Annotated in this window: 18 protein-coding genes and 1 pseudogene; 11 read left to right on the top strand and 8 right to left on the bottom strand. The window is 74.9% G+C overall.

Annotated elements, in window-relative coordinates:
- Positions 1 to 159: 159 nt before the first annotated feature.
- On the top strand, positions 160 to 594 hold the full coding sequence (locus AC2RP6_RS31775; RefSeq protein ID WP_486449285.1) for a hypothetical protein: 435 nt from the start codon (positions 160 to 162) through the stop codon (positions 592 to 594).
- Positions 595 to 676: 82 nt separating this feature from the next.
- Here the strand turns inward: AC2RP6_RS31775 and AC2RP6_RS31770 are convergent, their stop codons facing one another.
- From AC2RP6_RS31770 to AC2RP6_RS31760, 3 genes and pseudogenes are all read right to left on the bottom strand, one after another.
- Positions 677 to 5,383, bottom strand: coding sequence for a hypothetical protein (locus AC2RP6_RS31770; protein WP_486449284.1), 4,707 nt, complete (start codon positions 5,381 to 5,383; stop codon positions 677 to 679).
- A 53-nt stretch (positions 5,384 to 5,436) separates the two neighbouring features.
- A pseudogene (locus AC2RP6_RS31765) lies at positions 5,437 to 6,338 on the bottom strand (hypothetical protein).
- Positions 6,339 to 6,660: 322 nt separating this feature from the next.
- Positions 6,661 to 8,163, bottom strand: coding sequence for a hypothetical protein (locus tag AC2RP6_RS31760; RefSeq protein WP_486449283.1), 1,503 nt, complete (start codon positions 8,161 to 8,163; stop codon positions 6,661 to 6,663).
- Positions 8,164 to 8,334: 171 nt separating this feature from the next.
- On the opposite strand from AC2RP6_RS31760, the gene AC2RP6_RS31755 reads away from it, so the two are divergent.
- The 5 genes from AC2RP6_RS31755 (at position 8,335) to AC2RP6_RS31735 (ending at position 11,915) form a co-directional block, all read left to right on the top strand.
- Positions 8,335 to 9,129 carry a LamB/YcsF family protein gene (locus AC2RP6_RS31755; RefSeq protein ID WP_486449282.1) on the top strand — a complete coding sequence of 265 codons (795 nt, stop codon included), beginning with the start codon at positions 8,335 to 8,337 and terminating at the stop codon, positions 9,127 to 9,129.
- Complete coding sequence (locus AC2RP6_RS31750) at positions 9,126 to 9,746, top strand: 5-oxoprolinase subunit B family protein (RefSeq protein WP_486449281.1); 621 nt, start codon at positions 9,126 to 9,128, stop codon at positions 9,744 to 9,746. Before AC2RP6_RS31755 ends, AC2RP6_RS31750 begins: the two co-directional genes overlap by 4 nt.
- On the top strand, positions 9,739 to 10,605 hold the full coding sequence (locus AC2RP6_RS31745; protein WP_486449280.1) for a 5-oxoprolinase subunit C family protein: 867 nt from the start codon (positions 9,739 to 9,741) through the stop codon (positions 10,603 to 10,605). Before AC2RP6_RS31750 ends, AC2RP6_RS31745 begins: the two co-directional genes overlap by 8 nt.
- Before the next feature lie 72 nt (positions 10,606 to 10,677).
- The gene (locus AC2RP6_RS31740) at positions 10,678 to 11,250 is read left to right on the top strand and encodes an RNA polymerase sigma factor (RefSeq protein WP_486449279.1); all 573 of its coding nucleotides are present in this window, start codon (positions 10,678 to 10,680) and stop codon (positions 11,248 to 11,250) included.
- Positions 11,247 to 11,915: a hypothetical protein gene (locus AC2RP6_RS31735; RefSeq protein ID WP_486449278.1), complete on the top strand. Its 669-nt coding sequence runs from the start codon at positions 11,247 to 11,249 to the stop codon at positions 11,913 to 11,915. The genes AC2RP6_RS31740 and AC2RP6_RS31735 overlap by 4 nt, the downstream gene beginning before the upstream one ends.
- A gap of 94 nt (positions 11,916 to 12,009) precedes the next feature.
- Here the strand turns inward: AC2RP6_RS31735 and AC2RP6_RS31730 are convergent, their stop codons facing one another.
- The gene (locus AC2RP6_RS31730) at positions 12,010 to 13,407 is read right to left on the bottom strand and encodes a HEAT repeat domain-containing protein (RefSeq protein ID WP_486449277.1); all 1,398 of its coding nucleotides are present in this window, start codon (positions 13,405 to 13,407) and stop codon (positions 12,010 to 12,012) included.
- Between the two features lie 322 nt (positions 13,408 to 13,729).
- On the bottom strand, positions 13,730 to 14,146 hold the full coding sequence (locus AC2RP6_RS31725; protein WP_486449276.1) for an ankyrin repeat domain-containing protein: 417 nt from the start codon (positions 14,144 to 14,146) through the stop codon (positions 13,730 to 13,732).
- Positions 14,147 to 14,449: 303 nt separating this feature from the next.
- Here AC2RP6_RS31725 and AC2RP6_RS31720 point away from each other — a divergent pair, with 303 nt between their 5' ends.
- Together AC2RP6_RS31720 and AC2RP6_RS31715 are read left to right on the top strand one after the other, a co-directional pair.
- Positions 14,450 to 14,644 (top strand): hypothetical protein, encoded by a 195-nt coding sequence (locus AC2RP6_RS31720; RefSeq protein ID WP_136210723.1) that lies wholly within the window; start codon positions 14,450 to 14,452, stop codon positions 14,642 to 14,644.
- A 65-nt stretch (positions 14,645 to 14,709) separates the two neighbouring features.
- A complete protein-coding gene (locus tag AC2RP6_RS31715; RefSeq protein ID WP_486449275.1) occupies positions 14,710 to 16,299 on the top strand; it encodes a hypothetical protein in 1,590 nt (529 codons plus the stop codon).
- Positions 16,300 to 16,337: 38 nt separating this feature from the next.
- Here AC2RP6_RS31715 and AC2RP6_RS31710 read toward each other — a convergent pair whose 3' ends face one another.
- On the bottom strand, positions 16,338 to 17,840 hold the full coding sequence (locus tag AC2RP6_RS31710) for an SCO1417 family PLP biosynthesis transcription factor (protein WP_486449274.1): 1,503 nt from the start codon (positions 17,838 to 17,840) through the stop codon (positions 16,338 to 16,340).
- Between the two features lie 173 nt (positions 17,841 to 18,013).
- On the opposite strand from AC2RP6_RS31710, the gene AC2RP6_RS31705 reads away from it, so the two are divergent.
- From AC2RP6_RS31705 to AC2RP6_RS31695, 3 genes are all read left to right on the top strand, one after another.
- On the top strand, positions 18,014 to 18,784 hold the full coding sequence (locus AC2RP6_RS31705; protein WP_486449273.1) for a glycerophosphodiester phosphodiesterase family protein: 771 nt from the start codon (positions 18,014 to 18,016) through the stop codon (positions 18,782 to 18,784).
- Between the two features lie 169 nt (positions 18,785 to 18,953).
- Positions 18,954 to 20,279: an MFS transporter gene (locus AC2RP6_RS31700; RefSeq protein WP_486450521.1), complete on the top strand. Its 1,326-nt coding sequence runs from the start codon at positions 18,954 to 18,956 to the stop codon at positions 20,277 to 20,279.
- A gap of 313 nt (positions 20,280 to 20,592) precedes the next feature.
- Positions 20,593 to 20,967, top strand: coding sequence for an RNA polymerase-binding protein RbpA (locus tag AC2RP6_RS31695; RefSeq protein WP_007262928.1), 375 nt, complete (start codon positions 20,593 to 20,595; stop codon positions 20,965 to 20,967).
- Positions 20,968 to 21,076: 109 nt separating this feature from the next.
- Here AC2RP6_RS31695 and fxsA read toward each other — a convergent pair whose 3' ends face one another.
- Together fxsA and AC2RP6_RS31685 are read right to left on the bottom strand one after the other, a co-directional pair.
- Entirely contained in the window at positions 21,077 to 21,670 is a 594-nt protein-coding gene (gene fxsA / locus AC2RP6_RS31690; RefSeq protein WP_486449272.1) for an FxsA family membrane protein, read from the bottom strand.
- Between the two features lie 88 nt (positions 21,671 to 21,758).
- Positions 21,759 to 22,568: a polyprenol monophosphomannose synthase gene (locus AC2RP6_RS31685; RefSeq protein WP_486449271.1), complete on the bottom strand. Its 810-nt coding sequence runs from the start codon at positions 22,566 to 22,568 to the stop codon at positions 21,759 to 21,761.
- Positions 22,569 to 22,831: the final 263 nt, after the last annotated feature.

The following is a 22,831-nucleotide window of genomic DNA, read 5'->3' as shown; positions in this document are numbered from 1 at the left end:
GATGGCTGGAATTATTTGTTCCGCGATCTTCGCCGCCTGTAGAGGCGTCCCGCAATGCGGGAATCTCCCGGCACCGCCGTACGTCTGTCTGTACGAGGCACATGTCGGGGTAGACGTGTGGGGGTAAGCGTGGCGGACCGCGTGGGGAGTGAGCGGACCATGAGCAGTGACGAGGGCGGCGGCGCCGGTGCGGCGCGGCGCGGCCTGTGGGTGGAGGAGCCGGCGCGCCGGCGTCGGATGCCGGACACGGTGCGGGCTTCGGCGGTGCGGTCGGTGCTGGTCGTGGCCGTGACGCTGACCCAGGCCACGATCACGTTCTTCCTGAGCCTGACGGGCTCCTGGCTGGCCTTCCCGATGGTGCTCGGCTCGGTCGCCGCGACCGTCGTGGCCACCTGGGCCGTGCTGGACGTGTGGATCACCCGGCAGACGTGGAACCAGCGTTACGGGGTCGTCTCGGAGCCGAGCAGCACGGCTCGGCTGCGCCGCCGCGAGGCCCGACGGGCGGCCCGGGCCGCGCGGGCGGCGCGCAAACTCGCGGGGACGGCTCGAATAGCCCACGAGGACGGGCCCCTCGCGGGCTTCGGCCGCCGTTGAGCGTTCCCGGTCGCCCGGGGCCGCGGACGGCGGCTGCCACGGGCTCCCGCGCCGGCCGGGCGCGGGGGCCTTCCGCGGCCCGTCAGGCGGTCGGCGCGGCGCTGCGGCGGAACATCCGGGTGGCCGTGATCTCGCCGTGGATGGTCTCCCCCTCCGGCGACTGCTGCGGCAGGCCCGGGCGCAGGTGCTCCTCGACGCTGATGTACTTCAGGCCCGCCCGCAGGTCCGCGTCGTTGCGCAGGCGGATCACCAGCGGGAACTCGGCGAGGGCGGTCGTGTCGAAGAGTCCGGTGGTGTAGAGCAGCTGGACACCGAGCGCGTCGGACACGGCCCGCTGGAGCTCCAGCAGGTAGGTGGCGTTCGCGCGGCCGATCGGGTTGTCGAGGAACAGCGTGCCCGCGTGCCGGTGCCTGTCGCGGCCCCGGTCGTTGCTCCGCAGCGCCGCCATCGTGCAGTACAGCGCGATCGCGGCGGTCAGCAGCTGCCCGCCGGAGAACACGTCGCCCATCTGCCCCACCGGCACCCGCTCGGCGCGCAGCACCGCGTCCGGCTTGAGGATCTCCACGGAGATGCCCTTGGGCTCCAGGGCCGCCTGGACGCCCCGCAGCAGCAGGGACATGCCGTCGCGGCGGCCCTCGCCGAAGGCAGCGCCGCCGTTCTTCTTCACGGCCGCGCGCGTGGCCTCGTCGATGACCTCGCCGAGCCGCTCCGTGAGGGTGGCCTGGTCGGGCTCCTCGAAGCGGATCCGCAGGAACTCCTGACCCGACCATTCGCCGAGGCCTTCGGGGAGCTGCGAGAGCCGCTGCGCCGACCGGAGCGTGGCCAGAGCTGATTCGACCAGACCGCGCAGCCGGTCGACGATGCTGTCCCGGTTGCGTTCCAGCTGCGCCAGCTCGTCGGTGAGGACCCGCAGCCGGGGGGCGAAGGCCGCCGCCCAGGCCGCGGCGTGCTCGGGCAGCGCCGAGGCGGGCAGTTCCCGGATCTGCTGGCGCGCGGGCGTGCGTACCTGCTCGTAGCGGGTGGCGTTGGCGTGCCGGACCAGGATGTCGCTCGCCTCGCGCACCGCGGACTCCGCGGCCGACAGGTCGGCGGAGCAGCCGCGCAGGGAACGGCGGGCCTCGGTGGCCGACTGCCGTGCCTCCTCCAGCGTGCCGGGGTGCGCCACCGGCTCCTGCTCGTCGTCCTGGTGGGTGTGGTCGCGCAGCAGGTCCCGCAGGAGCGCCGCGGTCTCGTCGAAGCCGCCGGCGCCGTCCTCGGCGGTGCGGTGGGCGCGCAGCAGGTCCGCGTGTGCGGCGCGGGCGCCCTCCACGGCGGCGGTGTGGGCGGCGAGCTGGGCCGTGGCCGTCCGCAGCAGGGCCTGCGCCTGGTCGACGTCCCCGGGGACCAGCTCCTCGGGCAGGTCGGTGTGCGCCTCGCCCTCGGCGGGGGCGTGCCGTTCGGCCTCGCCGCGCAGCCGGCCGAGCTGCTCGCTGGCGGCCGAGGCGCGGGTCTCCAGCATCTGTACGAGGGACTCGGCGCGGGCGGCCGCGGCCTGGCGGGACGGGCCGTCGGCGCCGTCGGTGCCCTCCAGGAGCTGGGCGGCACGGGTGCGGACCTTGTTGGTGAGGCGGTCGAGTTCGGCGAGTGCGGCGCTCTCGTCGCTCTCGGCGCGGGCCTGTTCGGCCCGCAGGTCGGCGCCGACGCCGACCTTCTCGTACAGCCGGGAGGCGGCGCGGTAGGCCTCGCGGAGGTCGGGGAGCGGCGCGCGCGGGCCGTCGCCGTCGGGCAGTTGGTCGGGGGCGCCGGCGATCTCCGCGCGTTCGGCGCGCAGGGCGCGGGCGGTGCGGCGGGCGTCGTCGGCGGCGCGCTGGGCGGCGCGGCGGTCCTCGTCGGCGGCGCGGGCCCGGTCGAGGCAGACCTCGGCGCGGGCCTCGGACTCGGCGGCCTCGTCGGCGAGTTCCCGGACGCGGGCCTGCCAGCCGGCGCGCTCGCGCAGGCGAAAGGCGAGGCCCGCGAGGGCGTCGGCGGCGCGGCGGGCGCGCTGGGCGGTGTCCTGGCGTTCGTCGCGGACGCGGGCCGCGTCGGCGGCGGCCTCGTCGGCCTCGGCGCGCACGGTACGGGCCTCCGCGAGCTCGGCGTCGGTCTCCTCGGCGAACATCCGGGCGGCGGCCGCGGCCTCCGCGAGTTCGGTGAGGCGGCCGGGCGGGCAGCCGGTGCGCCAGGAGGCGAGCCGGGCGGCGAGTTCGCGGTCGCCGGCCAGGCGGGCGGCGAGGTCGCGGATCTCGGTGTCGCGGGCGGCGGCGCGGGTGCGCAGCGCCTGGCGCTCCTCGTCGGCGGCGTGCTCGTCGTGCATGGCCGGGTTCGGCGGCACGAGGAAGACGGCGGTGTCCTCGCCTCCGGGCCCGGCCGGGGGGACCGGCGCGAGCAGGGCGGCGGCCGTGCCCACGGCGACGGTGGAGCGGGGCAGCAGGGCGGCGCCGGAGAGCACCGCACGGGCCCGGCTGTGCGTGTCGGGGTCGGTGATGACGACGCCGTCGACGAGCTCGGGGCGGGCCGCGAGGACGGCGGCGTGGTCGGCGGGGTCCACGGCCTGGGCCAGGTAGCGCCAGCCGGGGAGTGCGGGGATGCCGTGTTCGCCGAGGTACTCGACGGTGGCGAGGACGTCCGGGCCGGGCGGAAGCAGTCCGCCGTCGCCGAGCGCGCCGAGGATGCGGGAGTCGTCGGCGGCGGCGGTGCGCAGGTCGAACAGCTGGCGTTCGGCGGAGGCGACGCCGTCCGTGAGCAGCTGCGCCAGCTCGTCGGCGTTGCGGTCGAGGTCCTGGGCGGTGAGCAGGCCGACGGCGGTGGCCACCGCGGCGCGGGCGGCGCCCTGTGCTTCGCCCTGCGATCCGCCGGTGGCGGACGCGCCCCCTGGGCCGTCGCCGGTGCGGGGCGAGGGGAGGGACACGTCGGCGGGGTCGACGGCCGAGGGGAGCCCGAGGAGTTCGGCGAGGCGCGGGGCGGCGGCGAGCGACGCGGCGGCCCGGTGCTCGGCGTCGTGGGCGGCCTCGGCGGCCTCGGCGGCGTCCGCGGCACGGGCGGCGGTCAGTTCGGCGCGGGATTCCGCGGCGGCGGCCTCGCGGGCGGATTCGGTCGCGGCGCGGGCGGCCTCGCGGGACTCGTCCCAGGCGGCCACGGCGGCCTTCTCGGCGTCGGCGGCCGCGAGGGCGGCGCGGGCCGGGTCGGCGTCGGGGGCGGAGTCGTCGAGCCAGCCCGCGCGGACGGCCTCGGCGGTCTCCTGCTGGACCTCGCTGAGCCTGGCCCTGAGGTGTTCGGCCTCGCTGCGGGCCCGCTGGGCGGCGGTGGCCGCGGCGGTGGCGTCGCGGTGGGAGTCCTCGCCGGTGGCCTGGAGGGCCGCGGAACGCTCCTCCTCCTCGTTGGCGAGCCGCTCGCCGTCCTCGGCGGCGGTGTGCAGGGCCCGTACGAGCTCGCCCGCGGCCGTGGCGCGGGCGGCCAGGGCCGGGGCGGCGTCGCGCTCGGCCTCCAGGATCGCGGCGGCGACGCGGGCGGAGCGGTCGGCGGCGGCCCGGTGGCGCAGTACGGTCTCGGCGGCCTGCCAGGCGGAGTGCAGGGTGCGTGCTTCGAGGAGTTCGCGGCGCTGGGCGGCGGCGGCCCTGTCGGCGACGGTCAGGGCCAAGGAGGCGTGGCGGTAGGCGAGTTCGGCGGAGACGGCCGCGCTGCGGGCGCGGGCGGACTCGGCGGCGGTGACGTCGTGGGCGGCGGCGGTGACGCGCTGGGCGAGGTCGGCGGCCCGGCCGCGTTCCTCGGCGGCGCGGGCGGACAGCCGCCGGGCGAGGGTGCGCGTACGGCGTTCGGCGCCCGCGTGCACGTCGCGCAGCCGGGAGCGGGTCGCGGCGGCTTCGACGATCCTGGTGAGGAGGTCCACCGAGCCGGCGGTGAAGTCGCGTTCGGCCATCAGCTCGGCGCGGCGGCCCAGCTTGTTGCCGAAGCCGTGGACGAGGTCGGCGAGGCCGTCCGTGTCGCGGGTGTCGGTGACGGCGCGCAGCAGCAGGTCGGTGAAGTCGGAGTCCTTCTTGACGGCGAAGAGTCCGGCCGCCTCGCCCTCGTCGGCGTTCATCTCGCGCTGGTAGCGGAAGAGTTCGGGGTCGAGGCCCAGCTCGGTGAGGTGCTCGTTCCAGCGGTCGTGGATCTCCTCGAAGTACACCTCCAGGTGCGGGTACGCCTTGCCCGCGTCGGTGAGGGCGTCGCGGAAGCCCTTCATCGTGCGGCGGCGGCCCTGGGCACCGGAGGCGCCCTCGACGGGCGGGCGCACGGCGGTGGACTCGGCGACGGGCAGGCTGTCGAGGCTCAGACCGGGGCCGGGGCGGAAGGAGTACCAGGCCTCGGCGAACTTGCGGGGGTCGTTGGAGACCTGGCGGCCGCGCCACTCGCTGACCTTGCCGACGACCACGCACTCGCCGGTCTGCGTGTGCTGCCACTCCAGGGCCACGTGGCCGCAGTCGTCGGCGAGCAGGAACTTGCGCAGCACGCCGGAGCTGGCGCCGCCGAGGGTGTTGCGGTGGCCGGGGAGCATCACCGAGAAGATCAGCTTGAGGAGGACGGACTTGCCGCCGCCGTTCTCCAGGAAGAGCACGCCGGCGGGCGCGGGGCGGCGCGGCGGTCCGGTCGGCTCCTCCTCGAAGAACTCCGCCTGCGTCGGCGCCGGGTGGGGCACCGGCTCGCCGACTCCGCGCAGGTCGAGCACGGTGTCGGCGTAGCGCGCGCCGGCGGGCCCGATGGAGTAGAGGCGGATCCGGGACAGCTCGTACATGGCGGCGGACTCTCGTGGTGTCTGGGTGCGGCGGGGTCTACGGGGATCAGGACTCAGGCGTGGAAGGGCAGCCCGGCGTCGGCGGCCAGCTCCAGGTCGTCGCCCTCGGGCGGCGGCAGGAGGGTGGCGGAGCCGTCGCTGACGGGGACCACGCCGAGTTCCAGGGCTCGGCCATGGCCGCGCTGCCCGCCATGTCGCGGACCTGGAGCTGGTAGCGGGGGGTGGTGCGGTAGGTGCCGCCTGCCTCGTCGCCGGTGCGCTGCAGGAATCCGGACTCGGTGAGGAAGGCTGCGGCCTTGCCGACGATGCCGGTGGTGGAACCGGCGAGGCGGCGGGCGTCCTTGGTGGCGCCGGTCGCGCTGCGGCGGGCGTAGACGCGCCAGGCGGCCTCCAGGCCGGGGGCGTCGGACGCCGGGTCGGTGTTCTCGCCGAGTTCCTCAGCGCGCTCCTCCAGACGGCGGCAGGTCTGCCGGACGAAGGCGTCGACGCCGTTGACGGTGACGCGGCCGATGTAGCCGTCGTCGGCGAGGTCCTCGGGGCGCGGGAAGGCCAGGGCGGCGACGGCGAGATGGGCGAGGCCGTGCAGGAACCGGTCGGCGGAGTCCGCGGCGGTGCGGCGGGCGTAGTCGCCCATCCGGACGGCGAAGACCGAGTCCTCGTCGGCGGCCACGGCCATGCCGGCGCGCGGGGAGACTTCCAGGACCACGAGGCCGAGGCCGGTCGCGACGGCGTCGGCGAGCCGCCCGAAGGCGGGCTCCTCGCGGTAGCGGCGCAGCAGTTCGGCGTATTCGGCGTCGCGGGCGGGCGCGAGCTTGGGCTGGAGCCCGAAGGCGACGAGCCGGGCCGCGTCGGCGGCGTCCGCCGGTGTCACGGCCCCTGCGGTGGCGGGCGCGACAGGAGCCGGCGGCATGTCGGGCTCGCTCCACGCGGGGTGCTCGGCGTGGTGGTCGCTCACGGGTGCGTCTCCTCGGCGGTGGGTGTACGGGGCGTACGGGCTGTACGTGGTGTACGGGGCGTGCGGTGCGGCTGCGCGGGCGTGCGGTTCAGCTGCGTGGCCGTGCGGTCCGGCGGCGCGGGCGTGCGGTCCGGCTGCGCGGCGCGGTGGCGGCCGGCCCGGGAGCCGGGCGCGGCCGGATGCCCGGCGGAGCCGGGGTTTCCGGGGCTCCGCCCCGGGCCCCGCGCCTCACACGCCGGCGGAACCGAATGAGGCGTCGCCGGGGCCGGATGCGGTGCGGCCGTGGCCGTCACACGTCCGGCCGGGGGGAGGGGACGGCGGGTCACGAGGCCTCCGCGCGGTCGGCGGCCATGCCGGCGGCGTCGAGGAGTGCGGTGCCGACGATGAGGTCGGCGCCACCGAACTCCGGGTCGTCGAGCTGCGTGCCGTCGTCCACGGCGAAGAGCAGCCGCTCCTCGCCCTGGCGGTACGCGGTGCCCACGGCCGGGCTGGCGGCGTGCACGGCCAGCAGGGCCACCAGGTACGGAAGGTCGGCGTCGCTGCGGCGGGCCTCCGCGAGCAGCCCCGACAGCCGGCGCGGGGCGTCGTGCGGCAGGTCCAGGAGGCTCATCGCGGCGGCGAGCTGCTCCTCGCTGAAGCGGCTGTCGTCGGGGGTGGCGATCAGGTCCGGCTCCGGCATCTCCGCGCCGAGGTGCTCGCGCTCCACCGGCGGGGTGAGCAGGATCTCGACGAGGTCGGCGACCCGTACCGAGACGGGCGTGCGCAGCCCCGCTCCGGCGGCGAAGAACGCGTCGGTCACCCGGCGCGCCTGCTCCACCGGCAGCGGCAGGAGCGGGGCGACGAGCTGGCCGTACAGGTCGATGCCGGTGCGCGGTGCGGGTGCGGCGAAGGCCTGGCGGTCCTGCTCGGCGCGGAAGAGCGGGCCGGCGTCGAGCAGCCGGGACTGCAGCTGGGTGTGGCGGCGGATGCAGTCCTTGACGATGTCGACGAGCTCGGCGGCGCGGCGCTTGTTCTCCGGCTCCTCGGCCTCGTCGCGGGCCTTGCGGATGTTGGTCAGGATCGCGTTCTCGTGGCGGTAGCGGTCGGCGACGTGTTCGAGGGCTTCGGCGATCATGTCGGGCACGGCCTGGAGCCAGTCCACCGCCCGGACGTTGCGCCGGGTCGCGTCCAGGGTGCGGCGCAGGGTCTCCGCGTACTGCACGGTTCGGTAGCGGGCCTGTTCGGCGGCCAGCTGGGCGTCCGCCAGCCGCCCGCGGCTGATCAGCACCTCCAGCTTGACCTCGGCGGCGATCTGGGCGCTGGTGACGTCGGTGTCGAGCGCGCCGACCAGGACGTTGACGGCCTCGTCGGTGGTGCGCAGGTAGACCGCGCCGCCGTAGGGGACCTCTTCGATCAGCTTGAAGTCGTAGTCGCGGCGCACGTAGACGCCGTCCGGGCCGAAGGTGCCGTAGATCGCGCGGAAGCCGCGGTCCACGCTGCCGACGTTGATCAGGTTCTCCAGCACCCAGCGGGCCACCCGCTCGTGCTCGGCGGCCGGGCGGGCGGGGGCCTGGGCCGCGACGCGCGGCAGGAGCCTGGCCACTATCTGCTCGTGGTCGGCGCCCGTGTCGAAGTCCATGTTGAGCGTGACGAGGTCGATCGCGGCGAGCGCGACCTCCGCCATGGCGTAGATCCCGTACTCGCCCGCCAGATTGGCCTTGCGCACGTCGAGGTCGTGCAGCGGGGCGGTGCAGGCGAGGGCGCGCAGCCGCCGGGCCAGGCCCTCGTCGGCGGCCGGGCCCGGCGCCGGGGAGGGAAGGGTCTTCGCCGGGGCTGGGAGAGTCACGGACAAAGACTAGGCGCTGACACGGACAACATCCCAAACGGCATGGTTCGGCCGGATCGTCCCCGCGCCAGCCCCGGCATCCGGTCCCCCGTCCGCCCCGGCATCCGGTCCCCCGTCGGCCCCGGCATCCGACCCGGCATCCGCTCCCGCCGCCTGCTCTACGCTCAGCGCATGCCTTCCATGATCGCATCCACTCCGGTGATCGACCTCAACGCCGATCTCGGCGAGGGATTCGGGCGCTGGACGCTCACCGAGGACGAGGCCCTGCTCTCCGTCGTCACGAGCGCCAACGTCGCCTGCGGCTTCCACGCCGGGGACCCGTCCATCATGCGCCGGGTCTGCGCCCTGGCCGCCGAGCGGGGCGTACGGATCGGCGCGCAGGTCTCCTACCGCGACCTGGCGGGCTTCGGCCGGCGCTCCATGGACGTGCCGCCCGGCGAGCTCGCCGACGAGGTGGCCTACCAGATCGGCGCGTTGGAGGTCTTCGCCCGGGCGGCCGGCTCCCGGGTGTCCTACGTGAAACCGCACGGCGCGCTCTACAACCGGACCGTGCACGACGCCGGCCAGGCCGCCGCCGTCGTCGCGGGCGTCCGGATGGCGGCGGGCGCCGGGGCGACCGGCGGCCTGCCCGTGCTGGGGCTGCCCGGCTCGCTCCTGCTCGCCGCCGCCGAGGAGGCCGGGCTGGCCGCCGTACCGGAGGCGTTCGCCGACCGTGCCTACACCCCGGCCGGGACGCTGGTGCCGCGCGGCGAGCCGGGAGCGGTCGTGCACGACCCGGATGCGGTGGTGGCGCGGGCCGTGGGGATGGCGGCCGGGGGCACGGTGACGGCCGCCGACGGCTCCGCCGTGCCGGTGGCGGCGCGCTCGCTGTGCCTGCACGGGGACACCCCGGGGGCGGCGGGGCTCGCTCTGCGGGTCCGGGAGGCGCTGGGTGCCGCCGGGGTGCGGGTGGAGGCCTTCACATGAGGACGCTGGTGGTGGGCTCGCAGGCGCTGCTGATCGAGCTGGACTCGGCGGACGAGGTCGCCGCGCTCCACGCCGAGCTGCTGCGCCGCCGCGACGCGGGCGAGCTGGGGCCCGTACGGGACCTGGTGCCCGCGGCGCGGACCGTCCTGCTGGACGGCGTACGGGATCCGGCCGCGCTCGGGGCCCGGATCGCCCGCTGGGAGGTACCGCCGCTCGCGGCCGCCGAGGGGCCCCTGGTCACCGTCCCGGTGCGCTACGACGGGCCGGACCTGGCGGAGGTGGCCCGGCTGTGGGGGGTGGACCCCGCGGGGGTGCCGGGCATCGTGGGCGCCACCGAGTTCCGGGTGGCGTTCTGCGGGTTCGCGCCGGGCTTCGGTTATCTGACGGGCCTGCCGCAGCGCCTGCGGGTACCGCGCCGGGACACGCCGCGCACGGCCGTGCCCGCGGGCTCGCTGGCGCTGGCGGGCGAGTACGCGGGGGTCTACCCGCGTTCCTCCCCCGGCGGCTGGCAGCTGATCGGCTCCACCGGCGCGGTGCTCTGGGACCCGGCCCGCGAGCCGGCGGCACTGTTCGCCCCCGGCGTCCGGGTGCAGTTCACGGAGGCCGGACGTGACTGAGCTGCTGGTGGTGCGGCCGGGTGCGCTGACCACGGTCCAGGACGGGGGCCGTCCCGGGCACGCGCACCTGGGGGTCCCGCACTCGGGAGCGCTGGACACGGCTGCGTACGCGCTGGCGAACCGCCTGCTCGGCAACCCTCCGGGCACCGCCGTCCTGGAGACGACCCTGGACGGGATGTCGCTGCGCGCCGCGGCTCCGACGGTCGTGGCGGTCACAGGCGCGCCCTGCCCGGTACGGATCTCCGGTCGCCCGGTGGCGTGGGGGGCGCCGGTCCGGCTCCCGGCCGGGGCGGAGCTGGAGGTGGGCCGGGCGGAGTCGGGACTGCGCAGCTACGTCGCGGTGCGGGGAGGCCTGGCCGTCCCGCCGGTCCTGGGCAGTCGCTCCACGGACCTGCTGTCGGGCCTCGGGCCGCCGGTCCTGTCGGCCGGGATGACGCTGCCGGTGGGTCCGCCCGGCCCGGACCCGGTGCCCGGGGCGGACGCGTACGGGCTGCCCGCGGCGCCGGCGGAACTGCTGCTCCCGCTGCGGCCGGGGCCGCGGGCGGACTGGTTCACGGGGGCGTCGCTGGCCGGGCTGTGGCGCTCGGCGTTCCGGGTCTCGCCCGGGTCCAACAGGATCGGGCTGCGTACGGAGGGCGGGCCCGCGCTGGTCCGCGCCCGCGCCGGGGAGCTGCCGAGCGAGGGCGTGGTGCTCGGCGCGGTCCAGGTGCCCCCGGACGGCCTGCCCGTGGTGTTCCTGGCCGATCATCCGGTGACCGGGGGCTACCCGGTGGTCGGCGTGGTCCCGCCGGGTCCGGCGCTCGACGCGGCGGCCCAGGCCCGTCCGGGGACTCCCGTCAGGTTCGTACGGGCCCGGTGAAACGCTTCCGGGGGCTGCGGCCAAGTACGGAGTGAGGGGGCCGACCGGTCCCCGACGCAGGGGAGGAACCGGGTGCGCAGCCCACGACACGAGACCGGGCCGCCGGATCTCACGACGTCCGAGGGATTCGGGACGTTCTACGAGGACCACGTCGACGCCGTCCTCGGCTTCGTCACCCGCCGGGTCGCCGATCCGCACCTGGCGGCCGACCTGACGGCGGACATCTTCCTCGCGGCGATGGGTTCGGCCGGCACGTACCGGGGTCACAGGGGAGCCCCGGTCGCCTGGCTGTTCGGCATCGCCCGGAACGTCCTGGCCGGTCACGCCCGCGGGAAGGCGCGCGAGAGCGGAGCGCTGGCGCGCCTGAGCGGGCGCCGGCTGCTGGAGGACGAGGACGTGGCCGCGCTGGAGGAGCGCATCGACGCCCAGCGGGCCTTCAGGAAGCTGGCCGAGCGCCACGCGGCCCTGTCCGAGCCGCTGCGTGCCGCGCTCGACCTGGTCGTGCTCGACCAGCTCACCCCGGCCGAGGCCGCGCAGGCCCTCGGCGTCACCCGGGCGACGGTCCGCGTCCGCCTGCACCGTGCCCGGCGCGCCCTGCGCGCCTCGGGCCCCGTGAGCGAGTCCCGGCTGGAGGTAGCCCGATGAGCAGCAGGCCCCACGGCTTCGAGGACCGCCTGAAGGCGGCCCTCCTGGCCCGCCTTCCCGAGTCTGCCCCTGCGGTTCCCACCAGGTCCGTCGCCCGGCGGTACGGCATCCCGCTCGCGGTGGGCGTCGCCACGGCCGCCGTGATCGCCGTCATGACCGTGACGGGCAGCACCCACACCGGCTCGCTGCCCGCCGGCACGCCGAACCCATCGGGCACGGACGCGCCGAGGATCACGAAGGACCCGGACGGGTCGCTGCGGTTCGATCCGCCCCGGCAGGCGCAGCTCCCGGCTCTGGCCGACCGGCTGAAGGAACTGGGAGTCCGGGCCTTCGCGGTCCCGCAGCTGCTGCCGGAACGCGAGTGCCGTGCGGTCAAGGGCTGGGCCCGCGGCCCGCAGGACGATCCCGCGGCCGGACTGTCGCGCGGCGATGACGGGCGCACCCTCAAGGTCAACCCGAAGGCGGTCCCTCCAGGACACACGCTCGTGTTCACCTGGACGTACTTCAACCCGCTGTGGGAGGCGAGGCAGGGAGTCGCCTTCGGAGTCCTGCCGAACGAATACGTCCCGTACTGCTCGGACGACTACACGGAGGCCGTCAAGGAGGCGCAGCGGTTGGGGCCCCCGACTCCGCCCCCGGGGGTGCCGGCCACCATGTCGCCCTGACCGGGCTCCGCGGCGGTACGCCGTCACAGCACTCGGCCCGGCCCCCTCATCTCAGGGAGCCGGGCCGAGGCGCGTCGGGGTACGGGCCGGGGCGCTACACGGCCGACTCCGGGGCGATGCGGCTGCGGACGGCGGACTGCACGTCCTCCTCCTCCGCCGGGTCCGCCGCCAGGCGGCGCAGGCGGGGGGCGACGCGCGCGTCGGCCGTCTCGGCGTGGCGGGCGGCGACCTCGCGGGTGGTCTCCTCGCAGTCCCAGAGGCATTCGACCGCGAAGCCCGCCGCGAAGGAGGGGTCGGTGCTGGCGAGGGCCCGCGCGGCCCGGCCGCGCAGGTGGGACGAGGAGGTCTCGCGGTAGACGTGGCGCAGTACGGGGGCCGCGCAGCCGATGGCGAGCCGGCCCGCTCCGTCGACCAGGGCGAACAGGCGCTGCGTGTCGGGGCCCGCGCCGCGGACGGTGGAGCGCAGGGCGCTGAGGACCAGGGGTGCGTCCTCGGCTCCGCCCCGGGCGGCCAGGACGGCCGCGGCGGCCTCGCCCAGGGCGTCGGGCCGGTGGACCCAGCGCCGGGCGCGTTCGACTGCCTCGGGGCCGCACATGCGCTCGTAGGCGGCCACGGCCGGCTCGTCGGCGGCGGCTTCGATGAGGTCCAGCACGGCCGGGTTGCCCGGTTCGGCGAGGACCAGGTGGTGCAGGGCGGTGGCCCGGGCGGCCTCGCCGTCGGCGCCGGCGGCGGCCGCGAGGATGGCGGAGCGGTCCTCGGGCTGGGCCACTGCGGCGAGGCAGCGGGCGGCCGGGACGTGCAGCGGGGTGCCGCGGCGCAGCCCGTCGGCGGCCCAGTCGAAAACGGCCTGGACGCCCCAGCCGGGCCGGGGCCCGCTCGGGGTCAGCTGGCGCTGCCAGCGGTCGAAGGAGCCCTGCCGTCGGGCGGCGCCCAGGCGCTCCGCGTACAGCGGGGACTCCTCCCACAGGCACCACGGCCGGGGCTCGTAGGCGTCGCGGACGGCGGCGGCCAGCCGCGCCTCGCCCTCCGCGGTGGCGGGGAAGCGGGCGAGGACGGGGGCGGCCAGTGACCGCAGCCCCTCGTCGTCGTCGCGCAGGGCGAGCTCGTCGAGGGCCCAGGCCCAGTTCGCCCCGGAGGCGGCGTAGCGGCGCAGCAGCATGAGCGCGTCGTCGCGGCCGTACGAGGCCAGGTGGCCCAGGACGGACAGGGCGAGGCCCGTGCGGTGGTCGGTGTCGTCGACGAGGTCGTCGGCGCTGAAGAGGTGGCTGTCGATCTCGCCGAGGGGACCGTCGAGGTCGAGGTAGAGCCGGGCGTAGTACAGCGAGCGGTTCTCGACCTGCCAGTCCTGGCGCGGATCACGGAGCACGCACCGGTTGAGGGCCGCGAGGGCCTCCGCCCTGGGCGCCGCGAGTGCGTGCAGCGTGCCGTCGCCACGGCCCCGCTGGAGGAGGCCGAGCAGGGTACCGCTCGGCGCTATGACTGGTTCGAACATGGGAATGGCCTCAAATCAAGCTGGGGACGCAACCGGGAATCGGGATTCACAGGGCCGCGTAACAGCATGTGAGGACGTCCGCCGTCTTGTTCCGCTCGATGTAGACCATTGCCTTCTCACTCTCGTCGGTGGTTCGTGACCAGGGTTGGCCGGACCGGGGCCGGGACACCCTTCGTGTCCTGGCCCTCTGCCCGTCCCCCGTGCTCGCGAATCGAATCCGACGCCATGATGACCCAGCCGGTTTGTGCGCCGCGACCACATTTACGTCCGCCGTGATCAACCTGTGAGGTCTGTACCGGGTCCTGGCCGGGCAAAAAGCGGATTACTCGGCTCCGAAGAGTTCCAGCAGGTCGGCCTTGGCGAACATGCGCGCCGTGTCCACGGCGGAGGGCGTTCCGGCGTTCGGGTCGGCCCCTCCGGCGAGCAGCGCGCGGATCACCGCCTCCTCCCCCTTGAAGACCGCGCCGGCGAGCGGGGTCTGGCCGCGGTCGTTGGCGCGGTCGGCCTCGGCGCCGCGGGCCAGCAGGGCCGTCACGGCGTCGGCGTGGCCGTGGTAGGCCGCGAGCATGACGAGGGTGTCGCCGCGGTCGTTGGTGAGGTTCGCCGGGACCCCGGCGTCGAGGTACGCGGCGAGCCGGGCGCTCTCACCCTGCCGGGCGAGGTCGAAGATCTTGGTCGCCAGTTCGATGACGTCCTCGTCGGGGCCGTCCGGGGAGGTGCCCTCGGGGTGCTCGCTCATCGTGCGTACCGCCTTTCACTCGCTGCTGGCATGAAGCTTCCCCAGGCCGTGCGGGGCAGGGGTGCGCACGGCGCTGCGTCCGTACGGGTGAAGCGCCAGAGTAGCGCCCTGGCCTGGGCATGTCCGGGTCGGGCCGAGGCGGGGACCACCGCGGACCCGGGTGGGGCGGCCGCGCCAGCCGGGCTGAGCCGGTCAAGTGAAAAACTCCCAGATTCACCCGTATGCACCTTTTTTCGCATTGATACTTCCTGTGAGCCTGGAACAACTGATGGTGACTGTCCCCACCACTCAGGAGAACCTCTCATGGTCCTGTCCATCTCAGGCGTGGTCCTGCTCGGCATCATCGCCTTCCTGTTCTTCAAGAAGGACGGGATGAAGCTGACGCACGCGTTCGTCTGCTCGCTCTTCGGCTTCTTCCTCGCCGGCTCCGCCATCGCCCCCAGCATCACGGCGAGCACCGCGAGCCTTGCCAGCCTGCTCGGCGGGATCAAGCTCTAGCCCCCGCCGAGCAGGAACACCAGCCCCACCCGGAACACCGCTCACCACAACTCCAGGAGACGCCCGTGGCCCGGCGCCCACTCCCCCGCATCCTCAGCAGCGGCACCACGTCGCTGGCCCGGGGCCGCGACTTCGCTCGCACGGCCGCCGACAGTGCCACGGACGTCCTCCATCCGCTCCTCGTCATCGGACGCGGCCTGCGCATCCTGGCCGCGGCCGGGCGACGCACATGGTCCGAGACGCCCAAGGACAAGCGCGGTCCCGCCCTGTTCCTGGGCGCGGCCTGCGTCCTCGTGGTCGCCCTCGTCCCCTACGGCCCGCTCCTCGCCCTGATCACCCTCATGGCGGCGGCGGCCTGGCGGGGACGCGACCGCACCCCGGTGAAGACCGGCCCCAGCGATGCCGAGGCCGAACGGCTCGGCTCCCTCTACGAAGCCCTCGTGCCGTACTTCTCCATCCCCGAGGACCCCAGTCCGCTCTTCGCCCACGGCGGCGAGTGGGACAAGGCCTTCAGCGGCTACGAGTTCGACGGGGCGGGCCGGCTCACCCGGCTCCACATCCGCTACCCGGCCTACTTCACCGACGGCGAGGCCGCCTCGCGCGCCCGGATCGAGGCACTGCTCCACGCCAAGTCCGGACGCGGCCGGGAGTACCTCTTCGACTGGGACGAAGAGGGCAACCAGCTCGACCTGAGCGTGCTGGCGGCGCTGCCGACGGGCATCGCCGCCCAGCCGTTCGTCACCTCCCCCGGCGAGAGCGTGCTCGGCTTCACCGACTCCGCGAGCGTGCAGCGCACCCTGCCCGTGCTGGAGGGCGAGCAGCCGCGTGACGTCCCGCCGGTCATCTGGCGCACCGGACCCCGCTCCACCGAACCGCACCTGCTCGCCGTGGGCCAGCCCGGCAGCGGCACCTCCACCCTGCTCCGCTCCCTCGCCCTGCAGGCGCTGCGGCACGGCGCCGACGTACTGGTCGTCGACGGCGGCGGCAGCAGCGAGTACGCCTGCCTGACCGGCCGGGCCGGCGTCCTCGCCGTGGAGTGCGGGCCGGTCGGCGCGGTCGCCACCCTGGAGTGGGCCGCGCAGGAGACCGAACGGCGGCTCATCGCCACCCACCGGGCCCGCGAGGCCGGCCGCCCCGCGCCTGAGGACACCCGGCGTCCGCTGTGGATCCTGCTGGACCAGCCGAGCGTGCTCGCGCACCTCGCGGTCACCGAGGGCGGGCCCGACCCGATGAACCACCTGCAGGTACCGCTGCGGCACGGGCGGCCCGCGCACGTCACGGTGGCCGTCGCCGAGCAGTTCGACCACCTGGAGGTACTGCACGACGCGGTGTGGCAGCACACGCGGGCACGGATCGTGCTCGGGCCCGCCGGGATCCAGCAGATCACCGACGTGCTGGGGCTGCCGCCGCACACCACGCCCCCGGGCCAGGTGCCGCCCGGGCGGGGGTACGCGCGGCTCGGGACCGGTGCCGTGCACCGGCTCCAGGTGCCGGCCACACCTGACCCGTACGACGAGGCGACGCCCGCGGGGCACCGGCAGGCGGTGCTGGAACTCCTGCCGGAGCGGCAGGCGGGGGCGGCGGTCCCCGCCGCGTCCGCGCCCGCGGCCGAGGCGGCCCTGGTCAAGGCCGCCGAGGCGCCGGAGCCGTCCTGAGGTCGTGGTGCCGCGGCGCGGGCCCTTCGGCAGCCGCGTTACGCCACGAAGGTGCGGGGCGGTTCGCCCGTGCTGTCGCCCGCGCCCCTGCCGACCAGGCGGGCCGCCGCCGCCAGCCGGGTGGCGGCCTCCTCGGCCACCGGGCCGCCCACCGTGAAGGGCAGTCGGACGTAGCCCTCGAAGGCCCCGTCGACGCCGAACCTCGGCCCCGAGGGGACCCGTACGCCGACCCGCTCGCCCACCTCGGCCAGGCGGGAGCCGGAGAGACCGCCCGCGCGGGCCCACAGCGTCAGGCCGCCCGCGGGCACCTCGAAGTCCCAGTCCGGGAGTTCCCGCCGGACCGCCGCGACCAGCGCGTCGCGGTTCTCGCGGGCCTGCTGCCTGCGGATCTCCACCGCCTCCTGCCAGCCGCCGGTCCGCATCAGCCAGTTCACCGCCAGCTGTTCGAGCACCGGGGTGCCCAGGTCGGCGTAGGCGCGGGCCGCGACCAGGCTGCGGATCACGTCGGGCGCCGCCCGGACCCAGCCGATGCGCATGCCCGCCCAGAAGGCCTTGCTGGCGGATCCCACGGTGATCACCGTGCTGCCGGCCGGGTCGAAGGAGCAGACCGGGCGGGGCATCTCCAGGTCCGGGTCCAGCTGGAGTTCGAGCATGGTCTCGTCGGCGACGAGGACGGTGCCCGCGGAGCGGGCCGCCTCGACCATCGCGCGGCGCTGGTCCTCGGAGGCGAGGGCTCCGGTGGGGTTGTGGAAGTCGGCGACGACGTAGGCGAGGCGCGGGGCGGAGTCCCGCAGGACCTGGCGCCAGACGTCCATGTCCCAGCCGGCCAGCCCGTCGGCCATGGCCACGGGTACGAGCCGCACCCCGGCGGCGCGCATCAGCTGGAGGATGTTGGCGTAGGAGGGGGATTCGACGGCGATCCGTTCGCCGCGCCCGGCGAACAGGCTGCAGATGGCGTCGATGGCGCCCATCGCCCCCGTGGTCACCATGATCTGCTCGGGCATGGTGGGGATGCCCTGCTCGGTGTAGCGGTCGGCGAGCATCCGGCGCAGCGCCGGGAGGCCCGCCGGGTAGTCGCCGTGCGTGTGCGCGTACGGCGGCAGTTCCTCCAGGGCGCCCTGCACGGCCCTGGTCAGCCACGGTTCGGGCGCGGGCAGGGCGGCGCAGCCGAGGTCGATCATCGAGCCGAGGGACTCGGGCGGCAGCGGCTCCAGGCCCCGGGCGGGCAGCGGGTTGCCGGCGGGGACGGCGGTCCAGCTGCCGGCACCCCGGCGGGATTCCAGGAAGCCCTCCCCGCGCAGGGCCTCGTACGCGGCGGCGACCGTGGTACGGCTGAGGGAGAGGGCGACGGCGAGTTCCCGCTCGGCGGGCAGCCGGGCGGCGACCGGGACGCGGCCTTCGAGGACGAGCCGCCGGACCCCGTCGGCGAGGGTGCGGTAGGCGGGCGGCCTGCGGGCGCCCGGTACGGCGGTCCGCTCCTGCTGCGAGGTGATCAGGCGGGCGAGCTGCGCGGCACCGACCGCTGAGGTCCATTCGGCCATGTCGTCGGTCCACTTTCGTCCGATTGGCCTCGACAGAAGCCTGGATTGGATTGCCCTGAGGGGCACAGCGTGCCACGGGTCAGTCCACTTGCACCAGGGCCGTACGCGGCCCACCCGCATCCCGTTCACCTCGCGTACCACCGCCTCTCGCCGGGGCGGGGGATACTGCCGCCGTGACGCACGTACGCCTTCGCCATCCGTATCTGGACCACCCCGCTCCGATCCCGTTCGCGCACCGGGGAGGTGCCGCCGACGGGCTGGAGAACACCTCCGCGGCCTTCCGCCGGGCCGCAGAGGCGGGCTACCGGTACTTCGAGACCGATGTGCACGCCACGGCCGACGGCAAGCTCGTCGCCTTCCACGACTCCACGCTGGACCGGGTCACCGACGGCCGGGGCCGGATCGCCGAGCTGCCGTGGAAGCGGGTCCGCGAAGCGCGGGTGGGCGGCACGGAGCCCCTGCCGCTCTTCGAGGAGCTGTTGGAGGAGTTCCCGGACGCCCGCTGGAACATCGACGTCAAGGCCGAGTCGGCGCTGCACCCGCTGGTCAACCTGATCGCGCGGGCCGGGATCTGGGACCGGGTGTGCGTGGGCTCCTTCTCGGAGAGCCGGGTGGCCCGCGCCCAGAAGATCGCCGGCCCGCGGCTGGCGACCTCGTACGGCGTGCGCGGGGTCGTCGGGCTGCGGCTGCGCTCCTACGCGATCCCGGCGGCGCTGCGCGTCGGCGCGGTGGCGGCCCAGGTGCCGGAGACCCAGGCGGGCATCCGGGTGGTCGACCGGCGCTTCGTCCGGACCGCGCACGAGCGGGGCCTGCAGGTCCACGTGTGGACCGTGAACGAACCGGAACGCATGGAGGCTCTCCTCGACCTGGGTGTCGATGGCATCATGACCGACCACATCGACTTGTTGCGCACGGTGCTGGACCGGCGCGGCGCCTGGGCCTGACCCGCTCCCGGCCGTCGCGGCGGACGCGGCGGCCGACGCGGTACGGGACCACCAGGGGGGACGACGAGTGAGCGCGGACAACAGCAGCCGGACCAACGAAGCGGAACCGGGGGCGGAGGGCGGCAGATCGGCCCCGGCCGAGAAGACCCCCGCCGCCCCGGCTGCCCCGGTGGCCTCGGCCGACGAGCGCAAGCGCGAGCAGCGCGGCTGGTACTTCTACGACTTCGCCGTGTCGGTGTACTCGGCGAGCGTGCTGACGGTGTTCCTCGGTCCGTACCTGACCTCGGTGGCGAAGGCCGCCGCGGACGCCGAGGGCTTCGTGCACCCGCTGGGGATACCCGTGCGGGCCGGTTCCTTCTTCGCCTACTCGGTCTCCGCCTCGGTGATCCTGGCGGTGCTGCTGATGCCGATCGCCGGCGCGATCGCGGACCGGACCGGCCGCAAGAAGCCGCTGCTGGCGGTCGCCGCGTACACCGGGGCCGCGGCGACGACCGCGATGTTCTTCCTGGGCGGCGAGCGGTACCTGCTGGGCGGCTTCCTGCTGGTCCTGGCGAACGCCTCGCTGTCGGTGTCGATGGTGCTCTACAACGCCTACCTCCCGCAGATCTCCACTCCGGACGAGCGGGACACCGTGTCCTCGCGCGGCTGGGCGTTCGGCTACACCGCCGGCTCCCTGATGCTCGTCATGAACCTGGCCCTCTACCTGGGCCACGACGCCTTCGGCGTCTCCGAGGGCATGGCCGTGCGGATCTGCCTGGCCTCCGCGGGTCTGTGGTGGGGGGCCTTCGCGCTCGTCCCGCTGCGCCGGCTGCGGGACCGGGCCGTGGTCCGGGAACCGGGGGCGGCGCCGGCCGTGAGCGGCTGGCGGCAGCTGGTCGCGACCTTCAAGGACATGCGGCGCTACCCGCTGACCCTGTCGTTCCTGCTGGCGTACCTGATCTACAACGACGGCGTGCAGACGGTGATCTCCCAGGCCTCGATCTACGGCTCCGAGGAGCTGGAGCTGGAGCAGGGCACCCTCATCGGGGCCGTGCTGCTGGTGCAGGTCCTGGCGGTGGGCGGAGCCCTGGGCATGGGCCGGCTGGCCCGGACGTACGGCGCCAAGCGGACGATCCTGGGCTCGCTGGCCGCGTGGGCCGTGACGCTCGCCGTCGGCTACTTCCTGCCGGCCCGGACGACGGTGTGGTTCTTCGTGCTCGCCGCCATGATCGGGCTGGTGCTGGGCGGCAGCCAGGCGCTGTCGCGCTCGCTCTTCTCGCACCTGGTGCCCGCGGGCAAGGAGGCCGAGTACTTCTCGGCGTACGAGATGAGCGACCGCGGCCTGAGCTGGGTGGGACCCCTCGTCTTCGGCCTCACGTACCAGGTGACGGGGAGCTACCGGGACGCGATCATCTCGCTCGTGGCCTTCTTCGCACTGGGGTTCCTGTTGCTCGCGCGAGTGCCGGTGCGGCGCGCGGTGGAGGCGGCGGGCAATCCTGTACCGGAGCGGATCTGAGACCGGCGGGACACCCGCTTCCGGTCCGGACGCACGAACGAATTCCGAACGGATTTAGACGTTGAAGCAAAGGGCCGGTAGTGTACGCCTTTGGCCTGCCAGGCGGACCGTTACTGCGCGCTAAAGCGGACTAGACGTTGGGTGACATCTGCTGCCAGATGTGACAAAACGGGCACTGGTGGGTACAACAAGGGGCGGTACGACGGGCGACGCATGACCCGGAGCGGGAATCTATACCGCCGGCCGGACGTTGACCGGATGACGACGACAGCGACACCTGTCCTGTGGGCGACAAGCCCGGGAGGCACGATTCATGAGTGAGCGAGCTCTCCGCGGTACGCGCCTCGTGGTTACCAGCTACGAGACGGACCGCGGCATCGATCTGGCCCCGCGCCAGGCGGTGGAGTACGCATGCCAGAACGGACATCGATTTGAGATGCCGTTCTCGGTTGAGGCAGAGATTCCGCCGGAGTGGGAGTGCAAGGCGTGCGGCGCCATGGCACTCCTGGTTGACGGGGACGGGCCCGAAGAGAAGAAGGGCAAGCCTGCGCGAACGCACTGGGACATGCTCATGGAGCGACGCACTCGCGAGGAGCTGGAGGAAGTGCTGGCCGAACGGCTGGCGGTCCTGCGCTCCGGCGCCATGAACATTGCCGTGCATCCGCGGGACAGCCGCAAGTCCGCCTGACAGCCGGACGAACGCACGAGCCGAGGGGCCCCGCCACACATGTGTGGCGGGGCCCCTCGGCGTGCTCCCCGCTCCGGCCGGTCGGGCCCGAGCGGGGGAACGTCGGACCTTAGGGGGCCAGCGGCGGACGGTACGTGGTGTCCGGACCGGACTGCGGGGCCGGCCGGTCGTCACGGACGACCTCACCCTGGACGATCTTGCCGTCGGGGTAGTGGATCCGGGCCTGCTGGAAGGCGTCGCCGAAACTGCCGGCCTGCGCCGAGGCCATCTTCCGCTCCAGGGACCGCGAGGCCCCGCGCGCGACCCGTGCGCGGACGGGCGGGAGTAGCAGGAGCAGGCCCGCCACATCGGAGAGCAGACCCGGCAGCATCAGGAGCAGGCCGGCCAGCATGGTCAGGCCGTTGCCCCGCCCGGGCTCCTGCGGAGTGGGCTGCACGCCCTGCTGCGCCTGCTGGAAGGTGTCCGTCAGGTTCTTGAAGGCCCGGCGGCCGGCGCGCTTGATGACCACCGCGCCCAGCACCAGTCCGCCCGCGATCAGCGCGGCCACGGCCAGCCCGCCCGCCGCGTCGGCGACCAGGCCGAGCAGCCAGATCTCCAGGATCAGCCAGGCGGCGAGGGCCAGGGGGAGGAAGGTTCGGGCGGGCGAGCGCCGACGGGGGGCCGTCGGGGTGCCCGTTCGCAGGGATCCAGTGCCGGTCGTCATGACACCCAGTGTGCCTGGGGCGGGATAAAAGTGTCCTCAGCCGGAGGTACGGGACACCCCCTAGGGGTGTCCCGTCGATCAGGCCGGATCAGGCGGCGCCGCCCCGCCCGCCCGGGCCCCTGCCGGTGTCCTTGCCGGTGTCCTTGCCGAGCAGCTTGGCCGCCTGGGCCTTGAGGCCCCACTGGGTGACCCGCCACAGGGCCTCCACCACGATGTCCTTGCTCATCTTGCTGTCGCCGAACTCACGCTCGACGAACGTGATGGGGACCTCCACCACGCGGAAACCCTTCTGCACGGCCCTGCGGGCCAGGTCGACCTGGAAGCAGTAGCCCGCGGAGGCCACCTCCTCCAGGCCCAGGCCCTCCAGGGTCTCGCGCCGGAAGGCGCGGTAGCCGCCGGTCACGTCCCGGATCGGGACGTCCAGCATCAGCCGGGAGTACGTCGAACCGCCGCGCGAGAGGAACTCGCGCGTCTTGGGCCAGTTCACGACGCGACCGCCCGGCACCCACCGGGAGCCCAGGACCAGGTCCGCCCCGGCCAGCGCGGTCAGCAGGCGGGGCAGCTCCTCCGGCTGGTGGGAGCCGTCGGCGTCCATCTCGACGATGACGCCGTAGCCCTCCTCCAGGCCCCACACGAAGCCCGCGAGGTAGGCCGCGCCCAGCCCCTCCTTGCCCTTGCGGTGCAGGACGTGCACGTGGTCGTCGCCGGCCGCGAGCTCGTCGGCGAGCTTCCCCGTGCCGTCGGGGCTGTTGTCGTCGGCGACCAGGATGTGGGCCTCGGGCACCGCCGCCCGGACGCGGCCGACGATCAGCCCGATGTTCTCCGCCTCGTTGTAGGTCGGAATGATCACCAAGGCTGTTCCGAGCGGCCCGTGGGTCCGCTGTCCGCCGTCGCTCACTGAGTCCCCTTTTGTGCTCGTGGCACGTCCTGTACGTCTGGTCGCAGAGGATGACTTTAGAACATCGGCCGCGGCCCGCCCCGGCGGTGCGCTGCCGGGGGGCCTCCGCCGGGGCGCCCGGTCGGGTGATCGGGGCCCGCGGTCCTTCGGGCCGATCAGACTCCCGCTGGCTGCGGGCCGCCGTGACCGTTGTCTACTGGACCGCCGGACCCCGACCTGGGGCCACCCGCCGCCCGGCGAAACCTTCCCTCGCCCCCGAGGCG

This window comes from Streptomyces sp. WAC03905, assembly GCF_057371075.1.
This window is presented reverse-complemented; position numbering and strand designations above follow the sequence as displayed.